At 74.2% G+C, this 20,351-nt stretch carries 22 protein-coding genes and 1 pseudogene; 12 read left to right on the top strand and 11 right to left on the bottom strand.

All coding sequences use genetic code 11. The features are described from left to right. Positions 1-57 precede the first annotated feature (57 nt). From SCATT_RS40595 to SCATT_RS19015, 3 genes are all read right to left on the bottom strand, one after another. A complete protein-coding gene (locus SCATT_RS40595; protein ID WP_322972944.1) occupies positions 58-150 on the bottom strand; it encodes an Ms4533A family Cys-rich leader peptide in 93 nt (30 codons plus the stop codon). 80 nt (positions 151-230) lie between these two features. Then, on the bottom strand, positions 231-1,277 hold the full coding sequence (locus SCATT_RS19020; RefSeq protein WP_014144741.1) for a DUF3152 domain-containing protein: 1,047 nt from the start codon (positions 1,275-1,277) through the stop codon (positions 231-233). Positions 1,278-1,284: 7 nt separating this feature from the next. Next, positions 1,285-2,283: an alpha/beta fold hydrolase gene (locus tag SCATT_RS19015; protein WP_014144740.1), complete on the bottom strand. Its 999-nt coding sequence runs from the start codon at positions 2,281-2,283 to the stop codon at positions 1,285-1,287. Between the two features lie 132 nt (positions 2,284-2,415). Here SCATT_RS19015 and SCATT_RS19010 point away from each other — a divergent pair, with 132 nt between their 5' ends. The 4 genes from SCATT_RS19010 (at position 2,416) to SCATT_RS18995 (ending at position 4,175) form a co-directional block, all read left to right on the top strand. Beyond that, positions 2,416-2,598 carry a hypothetical protein gene (locus SCATT_RS19010; RefSeq protein WP_014144739.1) on the top strand — a complete coding sequence of 61 codons (183 nt, stop codon included), beginning with the start codon at positions 2,416-2,418 and terminating at the stop codon, positions 2,596-2,598. A gap of 146 nt (positions 2,599-2,744) precedes the next feature. Continuing rightward, on the top strand, positions 2,745-3,395 hold the full coding sequence (locus SCATT_RS19005; protein WP_014144738.1) for a TetR/AcrR family transcriptional regulator: 651 nt from the start codon (positions 2,745-2,747) through the stop codon (positions 3,393-3,395). A 95-nt stretch (positions 3,396-3,490) separates the two neighbouring features. Beyond that, the gene (locus SCATT_RS19000; RefSeq protein WP_014144737.1) at positions 3,491-3,718 is read left to right on the top strand and encodes a DUF3107 domain-containing protein; all 228 of its coding nucleotides are present in this window, start codon (positions 3,491-3,493) and stop codon (positions 3,716-3,718) included. Positions 3,719-3,902: 184 nt separating this feature from the next. Further along, positions 3,903-4,175, top strand: coding sequence for a hypothetical protein (locus SCATT_RS18995; RefSeq protein WP_014144736.1), 273 nt, complete (start codon positions 3,903-3,905; stop codon positions 4,173-4,175). A 53-nt stretch (positions 4,176-4,228) separates the two neighbouring features. Here SCATT_RS18995 and SCATT_RS18990 read toward each other — a convergent pair whose 3' ends face one another. Beyond that, a complete protein-coding gene (locus SCATT_RS18990) occupies positions 4,229-4,960 on the bottom strand; it encodes a ferritin-like fold-containing protein (RefSeq protein WP_014628325.1) in 732 nt (243 codons plus the stop codon). Positions 4,961-5,470: 510 nt separating this feature from the next. Between SCATT_RS18990 and SCATT_RS18985 the strand changes: the two are divergent. The 3 genes and pseudogenes from SCATT_RS18985 (at position 5,471) to SCATT_RS39030 (ending at position 9,061) form a co-directional block, all read left to right on the top strand. After that, a pseudogene (locus SCATT_RS18985) lies at positions 5,471-7,724 on the top strand (DEAD/DEAH box helicase). A 92-nt stretch (positions 7,725-7,816) separates the two neighbouring features. Further along, positions 7,817-8,719 (top strand): alpha/beta fold hydrolase, encoded by a 903-nt coding sequence (locus SCATT_RS18980; protein ID WP_041824873.1) that lies wholly within the window; start codon positions 7,817-7,819, stop codon positions 8,717-8,719. A gap of 201 nt (positions 8,720-8,920) precedes the next feature. Then, complete coding sequence (locus tag SCATT_RS39030; RefSeq protein ID WP_014144733.1) at positions 8,921-9,061, top strand: hypothetical protein; 141 nt, start codon at positions 8,921-8,923, stop codon at positions 9,059-9,061. Between the two features lie 81 nt (positions 9,062-9,142). Here the strand turns inward: SCATT_RS39030 and SCATT_RS18975 are convergent, their stop codons facing one another. From SCATT_RS18975 to SCATT_RS18960, 4 genes are all read right to left on the bottom strand, one after another. Continuing rightward, positions 9,143-9,748, bottom strand: a complete 606-nt coding sequence (locus tag SCATT_RS18975; protein ID WP_014144732.1) for a MarC family protein — start codon at positions 9,746-9,748, stop codon at positions 9,143-9,145. Between the two features lie 111 nt (positions 9,749-9,859). Further along, positions 9,860-10,756, bottom strand: a complete 897-nt coding sequence (locus SCATT_RS18970) for a PHP domain-containing protein (protein ID WP_014144731.1) — start codon at positions 10,754-10,756, stop codon at positions 9,860-9,862. A gap of 149 nt (positions 10,757-10,905) precedes the next feature. Further along, a complete protein-coding gene (locus SCATT_RS18965) occupies positions 10,906-11,544 on the bottom strand; it encodes a DUF6758 family protein (RefSeq protein WP_041824871.1) in 639 nt (212 codons plus the stop codon). 98 nt (positions 11,545-11,642) lie between these two features. After that, a complete protein-coding gene (locus tag SCATT_RS18960; RefSeq protein WP_014144729.1) occupies positions 11,643-12,257 on the bottom strand; it encodes a suppressor of fused domain protein in 615 nt (204 codons plus the stop codon). Positions 12,258-12,800: 543 nt separating this feature from the next. Here SCATT_RS18960 and SCATT_RS18955 point away from each other — a divergent pair. After that, a complete protein-coding gene (locus tag SCATT_RS18955) occupies positions 12,801-13,919 on the top strand; it encodes a magnesium and cobalt transport protein CorA (protein WP_014144728.1) in 1,119 nt (372 codons plus the stop codon). Between the two features lie 13 nt (positions 13,920-13,932). On the opposite strand, the gene SCATT_RS18950 is transcribed toward SCATT_RS18955, so the two are convergent. Continuing rightward, positions 13,933-14,955 carry a DMT family transporter gene (locus SCATT_RS18950; protein WP_014144727.1) on the bottom strand — a complete coding sequence of 341 codons (1,023 nt, stop codon included), beginning with the start codon at positions 14,953-14,955 and terminating at the stop codon, positions 13,933-13,935. Between the two features lie 23 nt (positions 14,956-14,978). Here SCATT_RS18950 and SCATT_RS18945 point away from each other — a divergent pair, with 23 nt between their 5' ends. Continuing rightward, positions 14,979-15,509 (top strand): hypothetical protein, encoded by a 531-nt coding sequence (locus SCATT_RS18945; protein WP_014144726.1) that lies wholly within the window; start codon positions 14,979-14,981, stop codon positions 15,507-15,509. On the opposite strand, the gene SCATT_RS18940 is transcribed toward SCATT_RS18945, so the two are convergent. After that, a complete protein-coding gene (locus SCATT_RS18940; protein ID WP_014144725.1) occupies positions 15,496-16,191 on the bottom strand; it encodes a hypothetical protein in 696 nt (231 codons plus the stop codon). The genes SCATT_RS18945 and SCATT_RS18940 overlap by 14 nt on opposite strands. 235 nt (positions 16,192-16,426) lie before the next feature. On the opposite strand from SCATT_RS18940, the gene SCATT_RS18935 reads away from it, so the two are divergent. The 3 genes from SCATT_RS18935 to SCATT_RS18925 are packed head-to-tail and all read left to right on the top strand — an operon-like array spanning position 16,427 to position 19,503. Continuing rightward, a complete protein-coding gene (locus tag SCATT_RS18935) occupies positions 16,427-17,734 on the top strand; it encodes a magnesium transporter MgtE N-terminal domain-containing protein (RefSeq protein ID WP_014144724.1) in 1,308 nt (435 codons plus the stop codon). Further along, on the top strand, positions 17,721-18,314 hold the full coding sequence (locus SCATT_RS18930; protein WP_014144723.1) for a DUF1003 domain-containing protein: 594 nt from the start codon (positions 17,721-17,723) through the stop codon (positions 18,312-18,314). The genes SCATT_RS18935 and SCATT_RS18930 overlap by 14 nt, the downstream gene beginning before the upstream one ends. A 10-nt stretch (positions 18,315-18,324) precedes the next feature. Then, complete coding sequence (locus SCATT_RS18925; protein ID WP_014144722.1) at positions 18,325-19,503, top strand: Mrp/NBP35 family ATP-binding protein; 1,179 nt, start codon at positions 18,325-18,327, stop codon at positions 19,501-19,503. Between the two features lie 39 nt (positions 19,504-19,542). On the opposite strand, the gene SCATT_RS18920 is transcribed toward SCATT_RS18925, so the two are convergent. Beyond that, the gene (locus SCATT_RS18920; protein ID WP_014144721.1) at positions 19,543-20,238 is read right to left on the bottom strand and encodes a hypothetical protein; all 696 of its coding nucleotides are present in this window, start codon (positions 20,236-20,238) and stop codon (positions 19,543-19,545) included. Positions 20,239-20,351: the final 113 nt, after the last annotated feature.

Genomic DNA, 20,351 nt, shown 5'->3' with positions numbered 1-20,351 from the left:
GCGGAACCGTCCCGGCGCGGGCCGGCGGCAGGCCGGGGCGCGGCGGGGACGGGCGGGTCAGCGACAGTCGACGTCGGCGACGGAGTGTCCGGCCACGCCGATGAGCGCCAGCTCGATGGCGGCGCGCAGCGGGGCGTGGTGGGACGACATGCCGAAGAGATTGACCGATGTCGGGTGCGATGTCAAAACCGGCCGACCGGCCCCGCCGCCGTCCGCGGGGCCGGTCCGGCTCAACTGGCCGGGTACGGCCAGGGGTTGGGCTTGCAGGTGACCCCGTCGAGGGTGAGGAACTTGGTCTGCTGCATCATCACCGGGGCCAGGGCGCCCTGCGCCGGGCACTTCTCGTGGTTGTGGCCGAGCCGGTGGCCGACCTCGTGGTTGATCAGCATCTGCCGGTACATGTGCATCCGGCCCGGTCCGTAGGTGGCCGCGCCCTGCGCCCACCGGTAGGCGTTGATCATCACGCGGTCGGTGGCGGCCGAGTCGCACGAGACGTTCTCGTCCAGGGTGTCCAGCCCGGACTTGGCGCACCACTGGGCGGTGGTGCCGGGGCTGGCCAGCGTGATCACGAAGTCGGGGTGGCCGCCGGAGACCCGTTCGAAGGTGCGGGTCCCGCCGTGCGCCCAACTGCGGTCGTCGTTGAGCGTCCTCTGCACGGCCTGGGCGAACAGGGCGCCGTCCAGCGGGAGTCCGTCCTCGACGTCCACCCGGTAGCGCAGCACGGTGCCGTGGCCCGGCGCGGGGTCGTGGCCGGGGACGGTACGGAAGGTGCCGTCGAGCGCCAGCTTGGGGTCGAGCGGGTACGCCTTGGCCATCGCCTGGTCGTAGTCGAGCCGGGCGGGGGACGTGTCCGGGGTGGGCCGCTGGTCGGAACGGGAGGCCGCGCCGGGGGCGGCGTGGCCGGCCGGGCCGTGGCCGGCGGCGCCCTCGTCGTGGGTGGCGCCGCCGCCGGTCGCCGGGCCGCCGACGACCACGGCGAGCACCGCGGTGACCGCCGCGGCGGCTGCTCCGGCGAGGATCAGCGGCCGGGAGACCCGGCGGGTACGGGCGGGCGCGGCGCCCTCTTCGTCCCGCGCACCGGTTTCACCCGGCCGGGGGAGGTGGTCGTCGGTGGCCGCGGTCTCGTCCGGGTGAGGACGGGCCGGCGGCTCCCGGTGCCCGGGGTGGCCCTGCGGCTTGCGCCGGCGGCCGGTGCCGGGTGCCGGGACGGGTACCGTCCCGTCCGACGGGCGTGCCTCCTCGGGGGCCGTGCGGCCCCTCGCGCTGTGGCGTCCCACGAGGGATTCAGCTCCTGTCCGTGGTGCCGGGGGCGGTCCCCTTGCCGTCGGCCCGCTCGGCGAGCAGGTCGCGGAAGGCCCGCGCCACCAGCTCCGGGTGCTCCATCATCGACACGTGGCCGCCGTCCGGGATGGCCAGCAGCCGCGAGTCCCGGAACGCCCTGGCGGCCCGGCGTGCCATGCGGAACGACACCAGTTTGTCCCGCCCACCGTAGACCAGCAGCGTGGGCGCCAGCACCCGTTCCGCCTGCCGCCACATCGCGTGCTGGCCGCCGAGGGTGTAGGCGTCGACGATGCCCCGGGTGGAGCGCGCCATGGCGTCCCAGAAGTACGGCAGCGTCAACCGCCGCGCGTACTCCCGGGCGTCCTCCTCGAACTCGCGCCGCCCGACGGCCCCCGGGTCGCCGTAGCACAGGGCGAGCAGCGCCCGGGTGCGCCGTTCGATCGGCCAGTCGCGGGTGACGCGCTGGTAGAGCCGGGGCAGCCCGGGGACCGAGGCGAGCGCGGTGGGCCACGCGGTGCGCTGCGGCGGGATCTCCGGCAGCGCCGGGGAGATCAGGGTGAGGGTGCGCACCAGGTCGGGGCGGCGGGCGGCGATCCGGACGGCCACCGTGCCGCCCATCGAGTTGCCGACCAGGTGCACCGGGCCGCGCCCGGACTCCTCCAGGTAGCGCACGACGGTGCGGGCGTGGCCGCTGATCGAGTAGTCGCCGTCGTCCGGCGGCGGGGAGTAGCCGAAGCCGGGCAGGTCGAGCGCCTCGCCCTGGACGACGTCGGCGACCTTGGCCATCAGCACCGACCAGTTCTGCGAGGAGCCGCCGAGCCCGTGCAGGAAGAGCGCGGTCGGCAGCCCCGCGGTCCGTCCCGCCCGCGACCGTACGGTCAGCGAGAAGCCGGGCCGGGAGAAGACCCGCAGCCTCTCGCCGCCCTGCGCCACCGGCCCGGCGGGCGGGACGGTGACGGCCGTCTGGGCCGCGTCGGCGTCGGACGACTCGGTCGATGACATGGCCCAATATTACGAGCTGATCACACGCGTCCCGCTGTGGCCACGCTCACAGCCCCCATCCGGACCGCCCGGCGTGCATGCGCCCGGCCGCTGCGGGCACCCTTCCCTACGCCCGCAGGGAAGGGAGGCGTCATGTCCGAGGAACCTCTGGAGGCCAACGAGGCGGACGCGGTGGAGCAGAGTTCCGCCCTGGTGGACGAGGAGGAGCAGACGGCCCCGGTGCCGGTGCCCGCCGAGCCGCCGGTGGAGGCCGATCCGGCCGACACCGCCGACCAGCAGATCCCGGTGCCACTGGACGAAGAGGACTACCGCTGACATCCCGCCCCGACGGGGACGTCTGTCGGCTTCCCACAAGTCCCAGGTGATGAGATTCTGCCGCAGCGCCACGCACACCCCGGTTACCGAAAAGTACGATGGCGGCAGTTTTCCCGACACCGGCACGGCAAGCATTTGGAGGCGGCGTGACAGCCACGGAGCAGACCGAGGCGCGCCCGCGCGGGACGCGTCTGCCGCGCCGCGCCCGACGCAACCAGCTCCTCGGCGCGGCCCAGGAGGTGTTCGTCGCCCAGGGCTACCACGCGGCGGCGATGGACGACATCGCCGAGCGCGCCGGGGTCAGCAAGCCCGTGCTCTACCAGCACTTCCCCGGCAAGCTGGAGCTCTACCTGGCCCTGCTCGACCAGCACTGCGAGGCGCTGCTGCAGTCGGTGCGCACCGCGTTGTCCACCACCACGGACAACAAGAAGCGCGTCGAGGCCACCATGCGCGCCTACTTCGCCTACGTGGAGGACGAGGGCGGCGCCTTCCGGCTGGTCTTCGAGTCGGACCTGACCAACGAGCCGGCCGTGCGCGAGCGGGTGGACAAGGTCTCGCTGGACTGCGCGGAGGCGATCAGCGAGGTCATCGCGGAGGACACCGGCCTCGCCAAGGAGCAGGCGATGCTGCTCGCGGTGGGCCTGGGCGGGGTCTCCCAGGTGGTGGCCCGCTACTGGCTGTCCACCGGCAGCCGGCTGCCCCGCGAGGAGGCCGTGCAGCTGCTGACCTCGCTGGCCTGGCGCGGCATCGCCGGCTTCCCGCTGCACGGCGCCGAGGGAGTGCCGGGCCAGCATTGATCGTCGGGCGGTTTGCCCGGCCTTGGGGTTCGCTAATGTGGGCGGCGTAACGCGTGGCTGACACGCGTACCGCCAGACCATCGGAGGGAAGCACCGTGGAGGTCAAGATCGGCGTGCAGCACGCGCCGCGCGAGATCGTCATCGAGAGCGAGCAGTCGGGTGAGGAGATCGAGCAGGCGGTCGCCGCCGCGCTCACCGGTTCCGCCAAGCTGCTCAGCCTCACCGACGACCGGGGCCGCAAGGTCCTGGTGCCGTCCGAGCGCCTCGCCTACGTCGAGATCGGCGAGCCGACCAAGCACAAGGTCGGTTTCGGAGCCATCTGAAGCCCTCGGGTGCGCCCCCGGCGGGCCCTTCTCGTACGCGTCACGGCCGGCCCGGTTCCTCGCAGAACCGGGCCGGCCGCTTTCGTTTGGCCGCCCCCGCGCCATGGGTAGGACGCCACCCGACGACCGCTCGCCGTCGGTTGCGGCGGCGGCACTTCGCGCTCGAGGAAGCGGGAGGGAGACCATGGTCTGGGAGGCGCTCGGCAGCGCGGCGATCGGCCTGGGGCTGGCGTACGTGGCCTTGCGGCTGTTCCCGGCACGGTTCCCGGCCCGGCCGCTGACGCTGGCCACCGGCCCGGTGGCGGCGCTCCTCGGCGGTCTGGTCACCCGGGCCGTGCTCGGCGCCGGCCATCCGCCGCTGGTGCTCGCCGGTGCCCTGGCAGTGGCCGGCGCGCTGCTGTCGCTGCTGGTACGGGAGGCGGCGCCGCGCCGATCAGCCTCGCCGCGGACGGCATGACCGGCCGCGGGACGACGGGGCGGCGGCATCCGGCGGGTGCCGCCGCCGTACGGTCAGGAGGCGAGGCCGAGGGCGGACATCCGCTTGGTGTGCGCCTCGGTGATCCGGGTGAACATCCGGCCCACCTCGGCCAGGTCGAAGCCGTCGGCGACCCCGCCGACCAGCATCGTGGACAGGGCGTCGCGCTCGGCGACCACCCGCTGGGCCTGGGAGAGCGCCTCGCCCATCAGCCGGCGGGCCCACAGCGCCAGCCGTCCGCCGACCCGCGGTTCGGCCTCGATGGCGGCCCGCACCTTCTCCACCGCGAAGCTGGCGTGCCCGGTGTCGTCCAGCACCGCCAGCACCAGCGAGCGGGTGTCGGAGTCGAGCCGGGCGGCCACCTCGCGGTAGAAGTCACTGGCGATCGAGTCGCCCACATACGCCTTGACCAGGCCCTCCAGCCAGTCGGACGGGGCGGTCTGGCGGTGGAAGCCGTCGAGCGCGGCGGCGAACGGCTCCATCGCGGCGGTGGGCTCCTCGCCGACCTCGGCGAGCCGGTCCCGCAGCCGTTCGAAGTGGCCGAACTCGGCCGACGCCATCTTCGCCAGCTCCGCCTTGTCGGCCAGGGTGGGCGCCAGCTTGGCATCCTCCGCCAGCCGTTCGAACGCGGCCAGCTCGCCGTAGGCCAGCGCCCCCAGCAGGTCGACGACCGCGGCGCGGTACTGCGGGTCCGCGGCGGCGGTGGCCCAGTCGCGGGCGGCGATGCCGGTGGCGGGGGTGGCGTTGGTCTCGTCAGGCGTCTGCATGCTCGGCACAATAGCCCGCCGGAACCGCGCCACAAGCCCCCGCCCGGGCGGCGTCCGGCCCGGCCCCGGGCGGTCGCGCGGAATCCGTTCCGCGCGCGTGCGGCATTCCGGGGTACAGTGATAAAGAGCCCGCCTGAGTCCGTGCCAACGGACCGCCGACGGGCCGACGTATGAACGCGGATGCCCGGTCGGTGGCCCGATCGGCTCCGAACCGACCGCCTCGCCCACCTGCCGGTGGGAGGGGCCCCGCTCGCGGCACGCGTGAGGGCTGCGGTCCCGCGCTTCTCGGCCGCCCCCGGCCTTGTGCCCGGGGGACTTCGCGGCCGTACGACCCTTCGGCGCGGTCAACATCCGGCTCACGGATGTTCGACCCCCCTCACCGACGGTGCCGCGCTCATGGAAGAGGCAAGCACCCTGTCCACCACGACGTTCCGTGATCTCGGGATCCTCCCCGAGACCGCCGAGGCCCTCGAGGCCGTCGGCATCACCACCCCGTTCCCCATTCAGGAGATGACCCTGCCGGTCGCGCTGGCCGGCAACGACGTCATCGGCCAGGCCAAGACCGGCACCGGCAAGACGCTCGGCTTCGGCCTCCCGCTGCTGGAGCGCGTCACCGTCGCCGCCGACGTGGAGGCCGGCCGCGCCCGGCCCGAGGAGCTGGCCGACGGCGCCCCGCAGGCCCTCGTCGTGGTCCCCACCCGGGAGCTGTGCGTCCAGGTCACCAACGACCTGCTCACCGCCGGCAAGGTACGTGACGTGCGGGTGCTGGCGATCTACGGCGGCCGGGCGTACGAGCCGCAGGTCGAGGCGTTGAACAAGGGCGTCGACGTGGTCGTGGGCACCCCGGGCCGGCTGCTCGACCTGGCCGGACAGCGCAAGCTGGCGCTGGGCTCGGTGCGCGCGCTGGTGCTCGACGAGGCCGACGAGATGCTCGACCTGGGCTTCCTGCCCGACGTCGAGAAGATCATGGAGATGCTGCCGCGCAAGCGCCAGACCATGCTCTTCTCGGCCACCATGCCCGGCCAGGTGATCTCCCTCGCCCGCCGTTACATGTCGCAGCCCACCCACATCCGGGCCACCGCCCCGGACGACGAGGGCGCGACCGTGGCCAACATCACCCAGCACGTCTTCCGGGCCCACTCGCTCGACAAGGTCGAGATGGTCTCCCGCATCCTCCAGGCGCGCGGGCGCGGGCTCGCCATGATCTTCGCCCGTACCAAGCGCACCGCCGCCGACGTCGCCGACCAGCTCTCCCGGCGCGGCTTCGCGGCCGGTGCGGTCCACGGCGACCTCGGCCAGGGCGCCCGCGAGCAGGCGCTGCGCGCGTTCCGCAACGGCAAGGTCGACGTGCTGGTGTGCACCGACGTCGCCGCGCGCGGCATCGACGTGGACGGCGTCACCCACGTCGTCAACTACCAGTGCCCCGAGGACGAGAAGACCTATCTGCACCGGGTCGGCCGCACCGGCCGGGCGGGCGCCTCGGGCACCGCGATCACCCTGGTCGACTGGGACGACGTGCCGCGCTGGCAGCTGATCAACAAGGCGCTCGACCTGTCGTTCAACGAGCCGGAGGAGACCTACTCCACCTCCGGCCACCTCTACGAGCTGCTGGACATCCCGACGGACGTCACCGGTGTGCTGCCGCGCGCCGAGCGCACCCGGGCCGGGCTCGCCGCCGAGGAGATCGAGGACCTCGGCGAGACCGGCGGACGGGGGCCGCGTGGCCGCCGCCGCGGTGACGCCGAGCCGGAGGCCGAGCGGCCCCGGCGGGAACGTACGCCGCGCCGCCGTCGCCGTACCCGTGGCGGCCAGACGTCCGACGCCCCGGCCGAGCAGCCGGCCGCCGTGGCCGAGGGCGGCGACTCCGCCGCGCCGGAGGCTCCGGAAGGCCGTCGCACCCCGCGCCGCCGTCGCCGTACCCGGTCGGGCGCCTCCGCCCCGGTGGCCTTGGCGCCGGTGGATTCCGCTCCGGTGGATTCCGCTCCGGTGGCTGCGGTGGCCGAGCCGGTCGAGGTTCCCGTCGCGGTGACGGTGCTGGAGCCGGCGGCCGAGGCCCCCGCCAAGCCCGCCCGCCGTCGTACCCGTGCCGTCAAGGCCGTCGCCGAGCCCGAGGCGGCGCCGGAGACCGCGTCCGAGGTCACGGCGCCGGTCACCGAGACCGTCCCGGCCCCGCGCAAGCGCACGACCACCCGCAAGGCCGCCGCCGTGGCCGCCGAGCCGACCGAGGCCCCCGAAGCCGAGGCCGCGCCCGCCCCGCGCAAGCGCACCACCCGCAAGGCGGTAGCCGACGCCCCCGAGGCAGAAGCCACCCCGGCCCCGCGCAAGCGGGCCACCCGCAAGGCCGTCGCCGAGGCACCGGAGGCCGAGGCGCCCCGCGCCGCGCAAGCGCACGACCCGCAAGGCGGTAGCGGAAGCACCCGAGGCCGAGGCCGCGCCCGCCCCGCGCAAGCGCACCACGCGCAAGGCGGTAGCCGACGCCCCGGAGGCCGAAGCCACCCCGGCCCCGCGCAAGCGCACCACGCGCAAGACGGTCGCCGAGGCACTCGAAGCCCAAGCGACCCCGGCCCCGCGCAAGCGGGCCACCCGCAAGGCCGTCGCCGAGGCTCCCGAAGCCGAAGCGGCACCCGCGCCGCGCAAGCGGACGACCCGCAAGGCCGTCGCCGCCGAGCCGGCCGAGGCCGACGCGGCACCCGCGCCGCGCAAGCGGACGACCCGCAAGACGGCCGCCAAGGCCGTCGTGGCCGAGGAGGCCGTCGCCGGCTGAGCCGCGCGAGGGCGTACGCGACGGACGACCGGTCACCCGTGGGGTGGCCGGCCGTCCGGCGTTCGCCCAGGCCGGACGGTTAGCCTGCGGTCATGAGCCGACCTCCGATGCTGACCCTCCCGCCCTCCGCCCGTGCCCGTCGGCTGGAGACGGGGCGGGGGTCGTTCGCCGTGCTGGACGCGGGTGAGCCGCGGCGCGGGACCGTTCTGCTGGTGCCGGGGTTCACCGGCAGCAAGGAGGACTTCATCGCGCTGCTGCAACCGCTGGCCGAGGCCGGGCTGCGGGCGGTGGCGGTGGACGGCCGCGGGCAGTACGAGACCGGTGGGCCGCGGGTGCGCGGCGCGTACGCCCAGGACGAGCTGGCGGCCGATCTGCTGGCGCAGGGCGAGGCGTTGGGCGGGCCGGTGCATCTGGTGGGCCACTCGATGGGGGGTCAGCTGGCCCGGGCCGCGGTGCTGCGCGGCGGTGGGCCGTGGGCTTCGCTGACGTTGATGAGCTCGGGCCCGGCCGCGATCGACGAGGGCCAGCGGGTGCGCACCCGGCTGCTCGTCGAGGCGCTGGCCGCCACCGATCTGGAGTCCATCTGGCGGACCATGCGGGCCATGGACGCCGAGCAGGCCGCGGCCCGGCGGGCGGCGGGCGGCCCCGGGGGCGGCGGCGAGCCCCCGTTGCCCTCCGGGATCGAGGAGTTCTTGCACCAGCGCTGGCTGGCCAACGTGCCCGAGCAGCTCGCGGTCACCGGTGAGCAACTGACGACCGAGCCCGACCGGGTCGCCGAGCTGGCCGCCGTCCCGCTGCCCAAGCTGGTGATCTCCGGCGAGGTCGACTACGCCTGGCCCGTTCCGTGGCTGGACGAGATGGCCCGCCGCCTCGCCGCCCGACGCGTGGTGATCCCCGGCGCCGAGCACTCCCCCAACGCCGAACGCCCAGGTGGGACGGCACGCGCGCTGCTCGACTTCTGGTTTTCCGGTTCCGTTGCGCAGGGCGGGAATTAGACCGCTCAAAAATTTTGTTAGCCAAGGGAACAATCCCTGCGACAGCGTCGTTGGAACTGGTGGAGCGCGGTCACACGTCGGCCGCGCAACTCAGTGTTCACGGCCCGGCAACGGCCGTGACCCAGCGTCGTTCTCCAATGGAGGAGTGCTCGCTTGCCTGAACCCCGTGGTCGACGCGGGACGGACGAAGGGAGAAGCCCCATGCGCTTCGAGATCATGCGACTCGACGATGTCGACGGCACCGCTGTCGAGAGCACCGTCGTGGACGCCGCCTCCGTCAAGAAGATCGTGCAGCAGGCCGCGGCGACCGGCCAGCGCCTCTACATCCGCCCTGCGGAGTGAACGGTCGAGACTGAAGACGCCGAGCGCCCCCGTACGACGTGGTACGGGGGCGCTGACGCGTCCGGGACGGCGCGGGTGCCGTCAGCCGCCGTGGATGAAGCCCATCACGCCGTTGGCCACCTGCTGGACGGCGATGGCCGACAGCAGCATGCCGGAGAGCCGGGTGACCAGCACCACGCCGCCGTCCTTGATGATCCGGATGATCGCCAGCGAGTAGCGCATGGTCAGCCACAGCACGATGTGCATGGCGACGATGGCCGCCCAGACCGAGATCTGCTGGCCGGCGCCGCCCGCGTGCTGCACGGCGAGGATCACCGTGACGATGGCGCCGGGGCCGGCCAGCAGCGGCATGCCCAGCGGCACCAGGGCGACGTTGACGTCCTTGGTCTGGCTCGGCTCGTCGGCCTTGCCGGTCAGCAGGTCGAGCGCGATCAGCAGCAGGAGCAGCCCGCCGGAGATCCGCAGGGCCGGCACCGACACGTGCAGGTAGTCCAGGATCTGCTGGCCGCACAGGGCGAAGACGGCGATGACGCCGAACGCGACCAGTACCGCCTGCCAGGCCATCCGCCGCTGGACCTTGGTGGTGCGACCGCCGGTGAGGGCGATGAAGATGGGGGTGATCCCGGGCGGGTCCATGATCACGAACAGCGTGACGAAGACCGACCCGAAGAGGGTGACGTCGAACATTTCAGTGAGGGGCTTTCGCGGTTCTCGGGCAGGGTGACGCCGCCGGGCGGGCGGGGGCGGCGGCGCGGCGCGCTTGACGGGCGCGTGGCCGCCGGGGCGGAGGGGAGCGCGCTAGATGGCGCTGATCGGGACCGCGCCGGTGGCCCGGCGCGAGATCTCCCGGTAGACCTCGGGGTCGGTGGTGTACTCGCCGAGCCGGCAGGTCTTCCGGCTGCCGTGGTAGTCGCTGGAGCCGGTGGTCAGCAGGCCCAGCTCGGCGGCGAGGCCGCGCAGCCGGACGCGGGTGTCCTCGTCGTGGTCCATGTGGTCGGTCTCGATGCCGTCGAGGCCGGCCGCGGCGAGTTCGGCGATGACGTCCTCGGGGACCAGCCGGCCGCGCTTGGCGGCGGCCGGGTGGGCGAAGACGGTGACCCCGCCGGCCGCCTTGACCAGGCGGATCGCGTCGAACGGGTCGAGTTCGTGCTTCTCGGCGTAGGCCCGGCCGCCGTCCGCCAGCCACTGGTCGGTGAAGGCGTCGGAGACGGTGGCGACGACGCCGAGCTCGACCATCGCGGCGGCCAGGTGCGGGCGGCCGACCGATATCCCGCCGCCGGTGGCGGCCGTCGCCGGTACGCCGGCGATCCGGGCGACCTGTTCCCAGGTGACCGGGACCCCCAGGTCGCGCAGTTTGGCGATCATGGCCTTGGCGCGCGGCACCCGGTCGTCGCGGACGAGTTCGCGTTCCCGGGCCAGTTCCGGCTCGGCCGGGTCGAAGAGGTAGGCCAGCATGTGCATGCTGACGCCGCCGACCCGGCAGGAGAGTTCGGCTCCGGTGACCAGGGTCAGGCGGGAGCCGTCCAGCCGGTGCAGGGTGCGCAGCGCCTCGGTGGCCTCGGGGTGTCCGGCCACCGTGTCGTGGTCGGTGAGGGCCACCACGTCGAGCCCGGCCGCGGCGGCGTTGCGGACCAGCTCGGCCGGGGTGTCGGTGCCGTCGGAGGCGGTGGAATGGGTGTGCAGGTCGATGCGCACGGCTCTCCTCCTCCCGGCTTCCCCGGCCTCGCTTCAGGTCCCGACCCCGGGCCCGGGGTCAATCTTCGGATTCCAAGGATAACGGCCGTGGCAACCCCCGTTTCGCAAGGCGAGCCGCGGGGGCGCGGGTGGGGCCGAGCGCCCGGGGTTCACTCCAGCAGCCGGGGCGAGAGCGCCCCGCACGGCACCATCTCCACCTCCGCGCCCGCGTCACGCAGATCGGCCAGTATCAGCTCGTCGTAGACGAGCATCCCGGAGCGCTCGGGCCAGACGACGGCCCACAGCCACAGGCCGGACGCCTCGCCGGCGAAGACCGCGCGGTCGGCCGGGGAGCCGGCCACGTGCCACAGCGGGGTGGGGTGGCCGGCCGCCAGCACCTTGGCGTCCGGCGGCTTGTCCACGCACATGTGGGGCCCCGGGTCCGGGCCGGGGATGCCGGCGTACCGGGCGCCGAGGCCGACCCCCAGTTCCTCGGCGACCAGCAGCAGCTCGCCGGGGCCGCCGAGCGGGCCGGGGCCGGAGCAGGCGACGGCGGTCGCGCGTCCGCCGCTGCGGTCGTCGCCGGCCGAGGCGACCCCGGTGAAGAGCCACCCGACCGGGAGCGGCCACGGCATCCACACCGGCACCCGCGCCCGGTGCACGACCACGCCGAGCGCCTCCACGCTGGGCGGTACGACCGGTTGCAACGGGTGGACGGCGCCGTGGTCGTCGCACTGCCAGGAATCCGAGAAGAGGCCGGGCGCCCGCACCCGGCCACCGCACTTCGGGCAACTGGGTTCGCCCCTCATAGCGCCCCACGGTCCTCTCCGCGGCAGGCCGCGTCAAGGACGATCACCCGTCCGCAGCGGGTCGCCGGGGCGGCCCGGCGGGGGCGGCCCGGCGGGGGTCAGCCGGCCAGCGGCACCGGGGCGCGCAGCGGGTCCCGCAGGTCGGTGCCGGCCGCCAGCCAGCGTTCCTGGAGGGCCGCGGCGCCGTGCACCCGCTTCCAGGCGGCCTCGTTGGCGGTCATCGGCAGCAGCGGGAAGAACCGCACCGCCTCCATCGGCTCCGGCAGCTCCAGGTCGGCCACCAGCCCGCCGGGCTCGGCGACCAGCACGGCGGAGAACGGCGCCCCGGGCCATAGCGGCTCGCCCAGGTCGAGCGAGGCGCCCGGGGCCACCACGACGCCCTCGACCTGCGGGGTGGCGGCGAGCACGGCCAGCGGGCGCAGCACCTTGTCGGTGTCGGCCCTGCCGCCCCGTACCGACAGCACCAGTTCGGCCCGGGGGCCGCGGAACGGGTCGGCGGTCGGGGCGGTGGGGTCGCTCATCGGCTGCCGGGCCATGCCGAGCGTGGCGTAGCGGATCACGTCGCCGTCGGCGAAGCGCAGCACCTCGATGCGTTCGGTGCCCAGGAACGTCACCGCCGCGCGGGCGTCGGGTTCGCCGAGGGCCGCACGCAGCCGTCGTTCCGTCAGCTCCAGCACATCGGCGTCCGCCGGGGGGCGCGCATCGTCAGCCATACGGGGAGCATAGAGCCCGTATCGAACAGGCAAAACGGCATGGTGACGGGGTGCCCCCTTGATAAGGTGGATCGCTGGCCGCCGGTGTTCCGGCGGCTCCTGTTGGACAATCCCCTGGCGGGGACCGGCCGGAGGAGGTGGGGCTGCGATGGATCCCAGTCGACCGTGCAGTACCGGCAGCTCTTCCCGCCGAGCGTCCCTGTCCGCCTGACGCACCGATCCCCCGCGATGCCGGCCCTCGCCGGCCGTCCATGGCATCGGCCGTGCGCCCGTCGGCCGCGTGAAGCACCGGCTCCGTCGACTCCAGGCGTCGTCCCCCTACCCGGCCCCACAGCCGGGTAACCCCGCGGCACGTCACCGGCTCCGTCCGTCCCGCGATCCGTTCCACGCGCGGGTAGGCCGGCGTACCGGACGCGGTCGCGGGGCGACGGCCGAGGCGGCCCGCTCCTCGGGAAGAGCGCCCTTTCCCGCAGTTGCCGAAACGTCCCCGTTCGGCCAGGCGCCGCCGACCGTCCCGGCGGCCGGCCCGTGAAGGAGCTTGCCATGTCGATGATGCGCGATCTGCGTGCCGTGGTCCGCCCGGCCCTGCGCAAGGGCGATGCCTACGCCGCCGGTTCCGGTGCCGCCCCGCGCGCCGGGGCCGACGCCCTGGGCGACTCGGTGGTCGACTGCGCCGTCTACACCGGTGGGCGCCGCTGTGCCGAACGGCTCACCCCGCGCGAGGCGCTGGAACGGGTCCGAGGCGCCGGGGAGGGCTTCGTGTGGATCGGGCTGCACGAGCCGGGCGAGCGCGAACTGGCCGGTCTCGCCGGGGAGTTCGGCCTCCACCCGCTGGCCGTGGAGGACGCCGTCCACGCCCACCAGCGGCCCAAGCTGGAGCGGTACGACGACACGCTGTTCACCGTGTTCAAGACGATCCGCTACGTCGAGCACGCCGAACTGACGGCCACCAGCGAGGTGGTGGAGACCGGCGAGGTGATGGTCTTCACCGGCCCCGACTTCGTCATCACCGTCCGGCACGGCGGCCACGGCTCGCTGCGGGCGCTGCGGCACCGGCTGGAGGACGAGCCGGAGCTGCTGGTCAAGGGGCCCAGCGCGGTGCTGCACGCGATCTCCGACCGGGTGGTCGACGACTACCTCGCGGTCTGCGACGCGGTGCAGAGCGACATCGACGAGGTGGAGATCGATGTCTTCTCCGACACCGCCACCTCCGGCGCCGACACCACGGCCGGCCGGATCTACCAACTCAAGCGCGAGGTGCTGGAATTCAAGCGCGCGGTCACCCCGCTGATGCGTCCGCTGCAACTGCTCAGCGAGCGCCCGCTGCCGGTGGTCGACCCCGGCATCCAGAAGTACTTCCGGGACGTCGCCGACCACCTGGTGCGCGTCCACGAGCAGGTGGTGGGCTTCGACGACCTGCTCAACTCCATCCTCCAGGCCAACCTGGCCCAGGCGACCGTCGCGCAGAACGAGGACATGCGCAAGATCACCGCGTGGGCGGCCATCCTCGCCGTCCCCACGATGATCACCGGGGTCTACGGGATGAACTTCGACCACATGCCCGAACTGCACACCCGCTACGGCTACTACGTGGTGCTCGTCTCCATGGTCGTGGTCTGCGCCGCCATCCACCGCGGCTTCCGGCGCAACGGCTGGCTGTAGCCGCGGTACCGCCTCACACGCCCGGTTCGGGGGTGGCGGTGGCGCTCCCCCGGCGGTCGGCGAGGATCACCAGGGCCAGCCCGGCGAGCACCAGCAGCAGCGCCGGGTAGGCGGCCACCGGCGGCCGTTGGCCCAGCCACACGGCGGCGACCAGCGCCGCGCCCGGCGTCTCCAGCAGGATCGCGGTGGAGGTCACCGACGGGCCCAGCCCGCGCACCACCCGGTTGAGCAGCGAATGCCCGAGCAACTGCGCGGCCACCGTCAGCGCCGCCAGCTTGCCCCAGGTCGCCGCCGGGTAGCCGGCGAACGGCGACGCGCCGGAGACCAGGCACGCCACCAGCAGCGCCAGCGCCGTGGTGGCGTAGCAGACGTAGGTGTACGCGGCCGTGCCCACCGTGCGCCGCACCTCGGCGCCGAGCAGCACGTACCCGGCCGCCGCCATCCCGCCGCCGAGCGCCAGCGCGTCCCCGGCCAGCGCCCGTGGCGAGGCGGAGAAGTCCAGCCCCGACAGGACGGCCACGCCCAGCACGGCCAGCGCGCCACCGGCCCACACCAGCCCCGGCCGCCGCTGCCCGCGCAGCCGCAGCAGCACCGTGGTCCAGATCGGGGTCGTCGTCACCAGCGCCGTGGAGGAGGCCACCGAGGTCATCGACAGACTCGGCAGCCACAGCCCGAAGTGCACCGCGAGCACCACCCCGGCCGCCGCCGACAGCCCGACCGCCCGCCGCCCCATCCCGCGCAGCTCCGCACGGTTGCGCACCAGCACGAACGGCGACATCACGCCCACCGCCATGGCGTTGCGCCAGAACGCGATGGCCAGCGCCGGCGCCGCGGTCGCCGCGATCAGCGGGGCCGACAGCGACACCCCGCAGATCGCCACCGCCAGCAGCACCAGGTCGACCCGGCGTCCACCCGCCCCGTCCGGCTCCCCGCCTCCGCTCCGCGGAACGACGGCCGAGGGCAGGGAGGAACGGGGTGAGGCGCGCACCCGTTCAGCGTAGTGCGGGCGCCGGATCCGCCCGTAGTGGCCCCTCATCCACCCCCCACTAGGCTGGCCGCATGGACGACATGCTGCTGGGCCGCGCGCTCGTCGAGGAGGCCGCCAAGAAGTCGGGGCTGGTGTGGGTGCGCGGGGCGGAGGGGAGGACGACGGCGCTGTGGCACGTCTGGCACGACGGGGCCGTCTGCGTGGTCGGTGACGGGCCCGGCGAGCAGCCGTTGCCGGGGCTGGCGGACGGCGGCACGGCGACGGTGACCGTCCGCAGCAAGGACAAGGGCGGGCGGCTGGTGTCCTTCCCGGCCCGGGTCGTCGCCCTGCCGCCGGACGGCGAGGCGTGGACGGCCGCCGTCGAGGAGCTGAAGGGCAAGCGGCTCAACGCCCCGGACGCCGACACCATGCCGCGGCGGTGGGCCCGGGAGTGCCGGGTGCTGCGGCTGGAGCCGTCCGGGCCGCCCACCGAGACGCCCGGGGCGATGCCGGACGGCAGCGGGGCCGCCGCCCCGGTCCCCTCGCCGGCCACCACCCGCCGCCCGGTCCCGGCGGCCCTGCCCAAGCTGCTCCTGCGGCGCCGCGGGGTCACCCCGCGCTGATCTGCCGGCCGTAGTCGACCACGTCACCGCGGCGTGGCGCCCGTACCGCGACCGGCTCGCCCCAGTCGGCCAGCCGGAGCGATCCGGCGCCGCCGGCCCGTTGGTAGCGCACCGGGTACGGCAGCCCCTCCAGCGAGACGTCCAGCGTGCCGGCGTCGGCGGTGACGGCGACGGTGCGGACGCCGGCCACGGTGCGGTGGTCGCCGCGGGCGGGGTGGCCGCCGAGCGCGAAGAGCCCGTCCAGCAGGCTCTTCTTGTCGGTGAAGCCGGACAGTTCGCGGTAGGCCGGGTCGCCGGCCGGCACCTTGACGTACTTGCCGGTGAGCGCGGCGGCGGCGGACGGCTGGGCGTGGTCGTAGAAGCCGGCGCCGCCCTTGAGGTAGAGGTCGCCGCCGACCCGCAGCAGGGTGAAGGTCCGCCGGTCGGTGGCCACCTGGCCGGTGCCGCCGTCCGGGGCGAGCCGCATGTCGAGCCGGTAGGTGCGCCCCCGGCTGACCACCGAGCCGGTCAGCCGTACGGTGTCGGCGTGCTCGGCGGCGTCCCGGGCCTGGCGCACTATCGTCGGCGCGGGCAGTCTGCCCACCCCGTTGGTGCCCTCGTCGGGGTCGCCGGCGCACCCGGCGGCCAGCAGCCCCGCGCACACCACCGCCAACCCCGCGGACCCGACCCGTCCGGCGATCACCCGCGCTCCCTTCCGTTCCGGTCGGCCACCGAAGCTACCGCAGCCGAGGGCGGTGGGTGTCCGCCCGCGCGCCCACGGGTAGGCGCGCCGCGACCCGGCCGCGCCGGGCGGTTAGTCTTACGACTGATCTTCTGTTCGGTCCGGGACCGTTGACGAGATCGGCCCCATCATCCGCACACCACACGCGCGTCGTACCGGCAGGCGCGGCGCGCGCATACCGCAACGGAGGCTCGGCATGGTCGCAGGGGCCCCACGGGTGTTCATCTCGCATCTGTCGGGGGTCGCCGTCTTCGACCCGAACGGCGACGAGGTCGGCCGGGTACGGGACGTCGTCGTCATACTGCGGGTCGGCAAGCTGCCGCCGCGGGTGCTCGGCCTGGTGGTCGAGGTGGTCAGCCGGCGCCGGATCTTCCTGCCGATGACCCGGGTCACCAGCCTGGAGTCCGGGCAGGTGATCACCACCGGGGTGGTCAACCTGCGCCGGTTCGAGCAGCGCGCCGCCGAGACGCTGGTCCTGGGCGAGCTGCTGGACCGGCGGGTGCGCCTGGTGGACGGCGGAGAGGAGGTCACCGTGCTGGACGTGGCCATGGTGCAGCTGCCGGCCCGCCGCGAGTGGGAGATCGACAAGGTCTTCGTACGGCGCGGCAAGGGCGGCCCATTGCGCCGGCGCGGGGAGGCGCTGACCGTGGAGTGGTCGGCGGTGACCGGGTTCTCCGCCGAGGAACAGGGGCAGGGCGCGGCCACCTTGCTCGCCACCTTCGAGCAGTTGCGCCCCGCCGACCTGGCCAACGTGCTCCACCATCTGTCGGCCAAGCGCCGCGCCGAGGTGGCCGCCGCCCTCGACGACGACCGCCTCGCCGACGTGCTGGAGGAGCTGCCCGAGGACGACCAGGTGGAGATCCTGGGCAAGCTGGCCGAGGAGCGCGCCGCGGACGTGCTGGAGGCGATGGACCCCGACGACGCCGCCGACCTGCTGTCCGAGCTGCCGGAGGAGGACAAGGAGCGGCTGCTGGAGCTGATGCGCCCGCAGGACGCCGCCCCGCTGCGCCGGCTGCTGACCTACGAGGAGCGCACCGCGGGCGGCCTGATGACCACCGAGCCGATCGTGCTGCGCCCGGACGCCACGGTCGCCGACGCGCTCGCCCGGGTACGGAACAAGGACCTGTCGCCGGCGCTCGCCGCGCAGGTGTACGTGTGCCGCCCGCCGGACGAAACGCCGACCGGCAAGTACCTGGGGGTGGTCCACTTCCAGCGGCTGCTGCGTGATCCGCCGTTCACCCTGGTCGGCTCGATCGTCGACACCGACCTGCGTCCGCTGCCGCCGGACACCTCGCTGCCCGCGGTCACCAGCTATCTCGCCACGTACAACATGGTGGCCGCGCCGGTGGTCGACGAGAGCGGGTCGCTGCTGGGCGCGGTCACCGTCGACGACGTGCTCGACCATCTGCTGCCGGAGGACTGGCGGGACTCGGCGGCCCACGACACGACGACCGGGCTGACCCCCGTGCCGGGGCTGCGGGAGGCCACCGATGAGCAGCACTGAGCGGACCAAGCCGGCGCTGGGCGCCACCGCCGCGCCGCCGCGTTCCCGGGTGCGGCTGGACCAGCCGCGGGCACCGCGCCGCAGTCTGCTGCCCGCCTGGGACCCGGAGGCGTTCGGGCGGATGAGTGAACGCATCGCGCGGTTCCTGGGAACCGGACGGTTCATCGTCTGGATGACCGTGGTCATCATCGTGTGGATCATCTGGAACGTCTCGGCCCCGCGTGATCTGCGCTTCGACACGTACCCGTTCATCTTCCTGACGCTGGCGCTGTCGTTGCAGGCGTCCTACGCGGCCCCGCTGATCCTGCTGGCGCAGAACCGGCAGGACGACCGCGACCGGGTCAACCTGGAGCAGGACCGCAGGCAGAACGAGCGCTCCATCGCCGACACCGAGTACCTCACCCGGGAGATCGCCGCGCTGCGGATGAACCTGGGCGAGGTGGCCACCCGCGACTGGATCCGCTCCGAACTCCAGGACATGATCAAGGAACTGGAGGAACGCGTCTACGCCGACGTCGAGCGCCACCGCCGCGACCGGCGTGACGAAGGCGACGACGGCTCGCCGCCCGAGGCGCCGTAACATCGGTCGTATGGCTACCGACACGTACGGCTCCGGGACACAAGGCCTGCCCGAGACGCCCGGCGAGGACGCGATCCGCGCCGCGCTCGCCACGGTCAACGACCCCGAGATCCACAAGCCCATCACCGACCTGGGCATGGTCAAATCGATCGGCGTCGAGGCGGACGGCACCGTACGGGTTGGCGTGTACCTGACCGTCTCCGGCTGTCCGCTGCGGGAGACCATCACCCGGCAGGTCGGCGACGCGGTGGCCAAGGTCCCCGGGGTCACCGGGGTCGAGGTCGAGCTGGACGTGATGAGCGACGAGCAGCGCCGTGAGCTGGCGGCCTCGCTCCGCGGCGGTCAGGCCGAGCGGGAGATCCCGTTCGCCAGGCCCGGCTCGCTCACCCGGGTCTACGCGGTCGCCTCCGGCAAGGGCGGGGTCGGCAAGTCGTCGGTCACCGTCAACCTGGCCGCCGCGATGGCCGCCGACGGGCTCAAGGTCGGCGTGGTCGACGCCGACATCTACGGCCACTCGGTGCCGCGCATGCTGGGCGTCGAGGGGCGGCCCACCCAGGTGGAGAACATGATCATGCCGCCGTCCGCCAACGGCGTGAAGGTCATCTCCATCGGCATGTTCACCCCCGGCAACGCCCCGGTGGTCTGGCGCGGCCCGATGCTCCACCGCGCGCTCCAGCAGTTCCTCGCCGACGTCTACTGGGGCGACCTGGACGTCCTCCTGCTCGACCTGCCACCCGGCACCGGTGACATCGCGATCTCGGTGGCCCAGCTGGTCCCCAACGCCGAGATCCTGGTGGTGACCACCCCGCAGCAGGCCGCCGCCGAGGTCGCCGAGCGCGCGGGCACCATCGCGGTGCAGACCCACCAGAAGATCGTCGGCGTGATCGAGAACATGTCGGGCATGCCCTGCCCGCACTGCGGCGAGATGGTGGACGTCTTCGGCACCGGCGGCGGCCAGCGGGTCGCCGAGGGGCTCACCAAGGTCACCGGCGCCAACGTGCCGGTGCTCGGCTCCATCCCGATCGACGTGCGGCTGCGCGAAGGCGGCGACGACGGCCGCCCGGTGGTCCTCACCGACCCCGGCTCCCCGGCCGGCGCGGCGCTGCGCACGGTGGCCGGCAAGCTCGGCGGCCGGCAGCGCGGCCTGTCCGGGATGTCGCTGGGGCTCACCCCGCGCAACAAGTTCTGAACGTTCCGGACGGCGCACGGGCCGCCGCCCGCGCCGGGGTCACCCCTGGCGGGCGGCGGCCCCGCGCACCGCACCGGGCGTCCCGTAGCCGGTGATGTCCCGCACCACCGCGAACCCCAGGCCGTACGGGCTCATCCCGCGTCCGTACGCGCCCAGGTGCACCCCGCGCGCCGATCCGGCGACCACCCAGCCGTACTCCGACTCCCGGTAGCGGAACGGCACCGGCGCGCCGTCCACCGGCAGGGTCAGCGAGGACCACTCGGGGCCGTCGAGCGCGTCGGCCAGCTCCCAGGCGATCGCGGTCTGCTGGTCCACCCACGCCTGGCGCAGCCCGCGGGCCATCCGCAGCGGCCAGGTGGAGCTGAGCAGTCCGGCCCCGGCCAGCCAGGCGGCGGAGGCGGCCGTGGTGGCCTCCAGCACCCCGCTGCCGTCAGGGCTGGGCCGCACCGGGCGCCGGGCGAGGGTGACCACCACCGCGAAGCGTCGGGCGTCGGGCGCCGGGTCCCCCATGGGCACCGAGGACTTCAGCGTCGGGGTGTCCCCGTGGCCCAGCGAGCCGTGCTCCACCGTGCCGTCCGCGGTGACCCCCACCCGCAACAGCCATCTGGGGCCGGTGAACGCCTCGTCCAGGCCGTACCAGGGAAAGGCGGCCATCAGGTAACCGTCCACCGCCCGCGGGTCCTCGGCCGTCCGGTCGGCGCCCGCCGTTCCACCGGTACGACTCGTCGTCTCCATACGCGCGGCGCCTCCTCCATGCCCTGACGTCCGGTCGGCCGGATCCCCCGCGCGGCTCGCGCGCGCCACCCCCGGGCGAATCCAACCTTAGGAGAATAGCCACATCATGACGG

Origin of the sequence: Streptantibioticus cattleyicolor NRRL 8057 = DSM 46488 (assembly GCF_000240165.1) — a bacterium.
GTDB classification, from domain to species: domain Bacteria; phylum Actinomycetota; class Actinomycetes; order Streptomycetales; family Streptomycetaceae; genus Streptantibioticus; species Streptantibioticus cattleyicolor.
The sequence above is the reverse complement of the archived record's forward strand: the minus strand, read 5'-3'. Positions and strand labels throughout refer to the sequence as shown.

Bases quoted from the DNA above. Each gene is read 5' to 3' on its own strand.
- SCATT_RS18955 (WP_014144728.1), top strand. From the start codon at position 12,801: ATGTCGATGATGCGCGATCTGCGTGCCGTGGTCCGCCCGGCCCTGCGC.
- SCATT_RS18990 (WP_014628325.1), bottom strand. From the start codon at position 4,960: ATGCAGACGCCTGACGAGACCAACGCCACCCCCGCCACCGGCATCGCC.
- SCATT_RS18930 (WP_014144723.1), top strand. From the start codon at position 17,721: ATGAGCAGCACTGAGCGGACCAAGCCGGCGCTGGGCGCCACCGCCGCG.
- SCATT_RS19010 (WP_014144739.1), top strand. From the start codon at position 2,416: ATGTCCGAGGAACCTCTGGAGGCCAACGAGGCGGACGCGGTGGAGCAG.
- SCATT_RS18995 (WP_014144736.1), top strand. From the start codon at position 3,903: ATGGTCTGGGAGGCGCTCGGCAGCGCGGCGATCGGCCTGGGGCTGGCG.
- SCATT_RS18960 (WP_014144729.1), bottom strand. From the start codon at position 12,257: ATGGCTGACGATGCGCGCCCCCCGGCGGACGCCGATGTGCTGGAGCTG.
- SCATT_RS18945 (WP_014144726.1), top strand. From the start codon at position 14,979: ATGGACGACATGCTGCTGGGCCGCGCGCTCGTCGAGGAGGCCGCCAAG.
- SCATT_RS18950 (WP_014144727.1), bottom strand. From the start codon at position 14,955: ATGAGGGGCCACTACGGGCGGATCCGGCGCCCGCACTACGCTGAACGG.
- SCATT_RS18935 (WP_014144724.1), top strand. From the start codon at position 16,427: ATGGTCGCAGGGGCCCCACGGGTGTTCATCTCGCATCTGTCGGGGGTC.
- SCATT_RS19015 (WP_014144740.1), bottom strand. From the start codon at position 2,283: ATGTCATCGACCGAGTCGTCCGACGCCGACGCGGCCCAGACGGCCGTC.
- SCATT_RS18920 (WP_014144721.1), bottom strand. From the start codon at position 20,238: ATGGAGACGACGAGTCGTACCGGTGGAACGGCGGGCGCCGACCGGACG.
- SCATT_RS18965 (WP_041824871.1), bottom strand. From the start codon at position 11,544: ATGAGGGGCGAACCCAGTTGCCCGAAGTGCGGTGGCCGGGTGCGGGCG.
- SCATT_RS39030 (WP_014144733.1), top strand. From the start codon at position 8,921: ATGCGCTTCGAGATCATGCGACTCGACGATGTCGACGGCACCGCTGTC.
- SCATT_RS40595 (WP_322972944.1), bottom strand. From the start codon at position 150: ATGTCGTCCCACCACGCCCCGCTGCGCGCCGCCATCGAGCTGGCGCTC.
- SCATT_RS18980 (WP_041824873.1), top strand. From the start codon at position 7,817: ATGAGCCGACCTCCGATGCTGACCCTCCCGCCCTCCGCCCGTGCCCGT.
- SCATT_RS18925 (WP_014144722.1), top strand. From the start codon at position 18,325: ATGGCTACCGACACGTACGGCTCCGGGACACAAGGCCTGCCCGAGACG.
- SCATT_RS18975 (WP_014144732.1), bottom strand. From the start codon at position 9,748: ATGTTCGACGTCACCCTCTTCGGGTCGGTCTTCGTCACGCTGTTCGTG.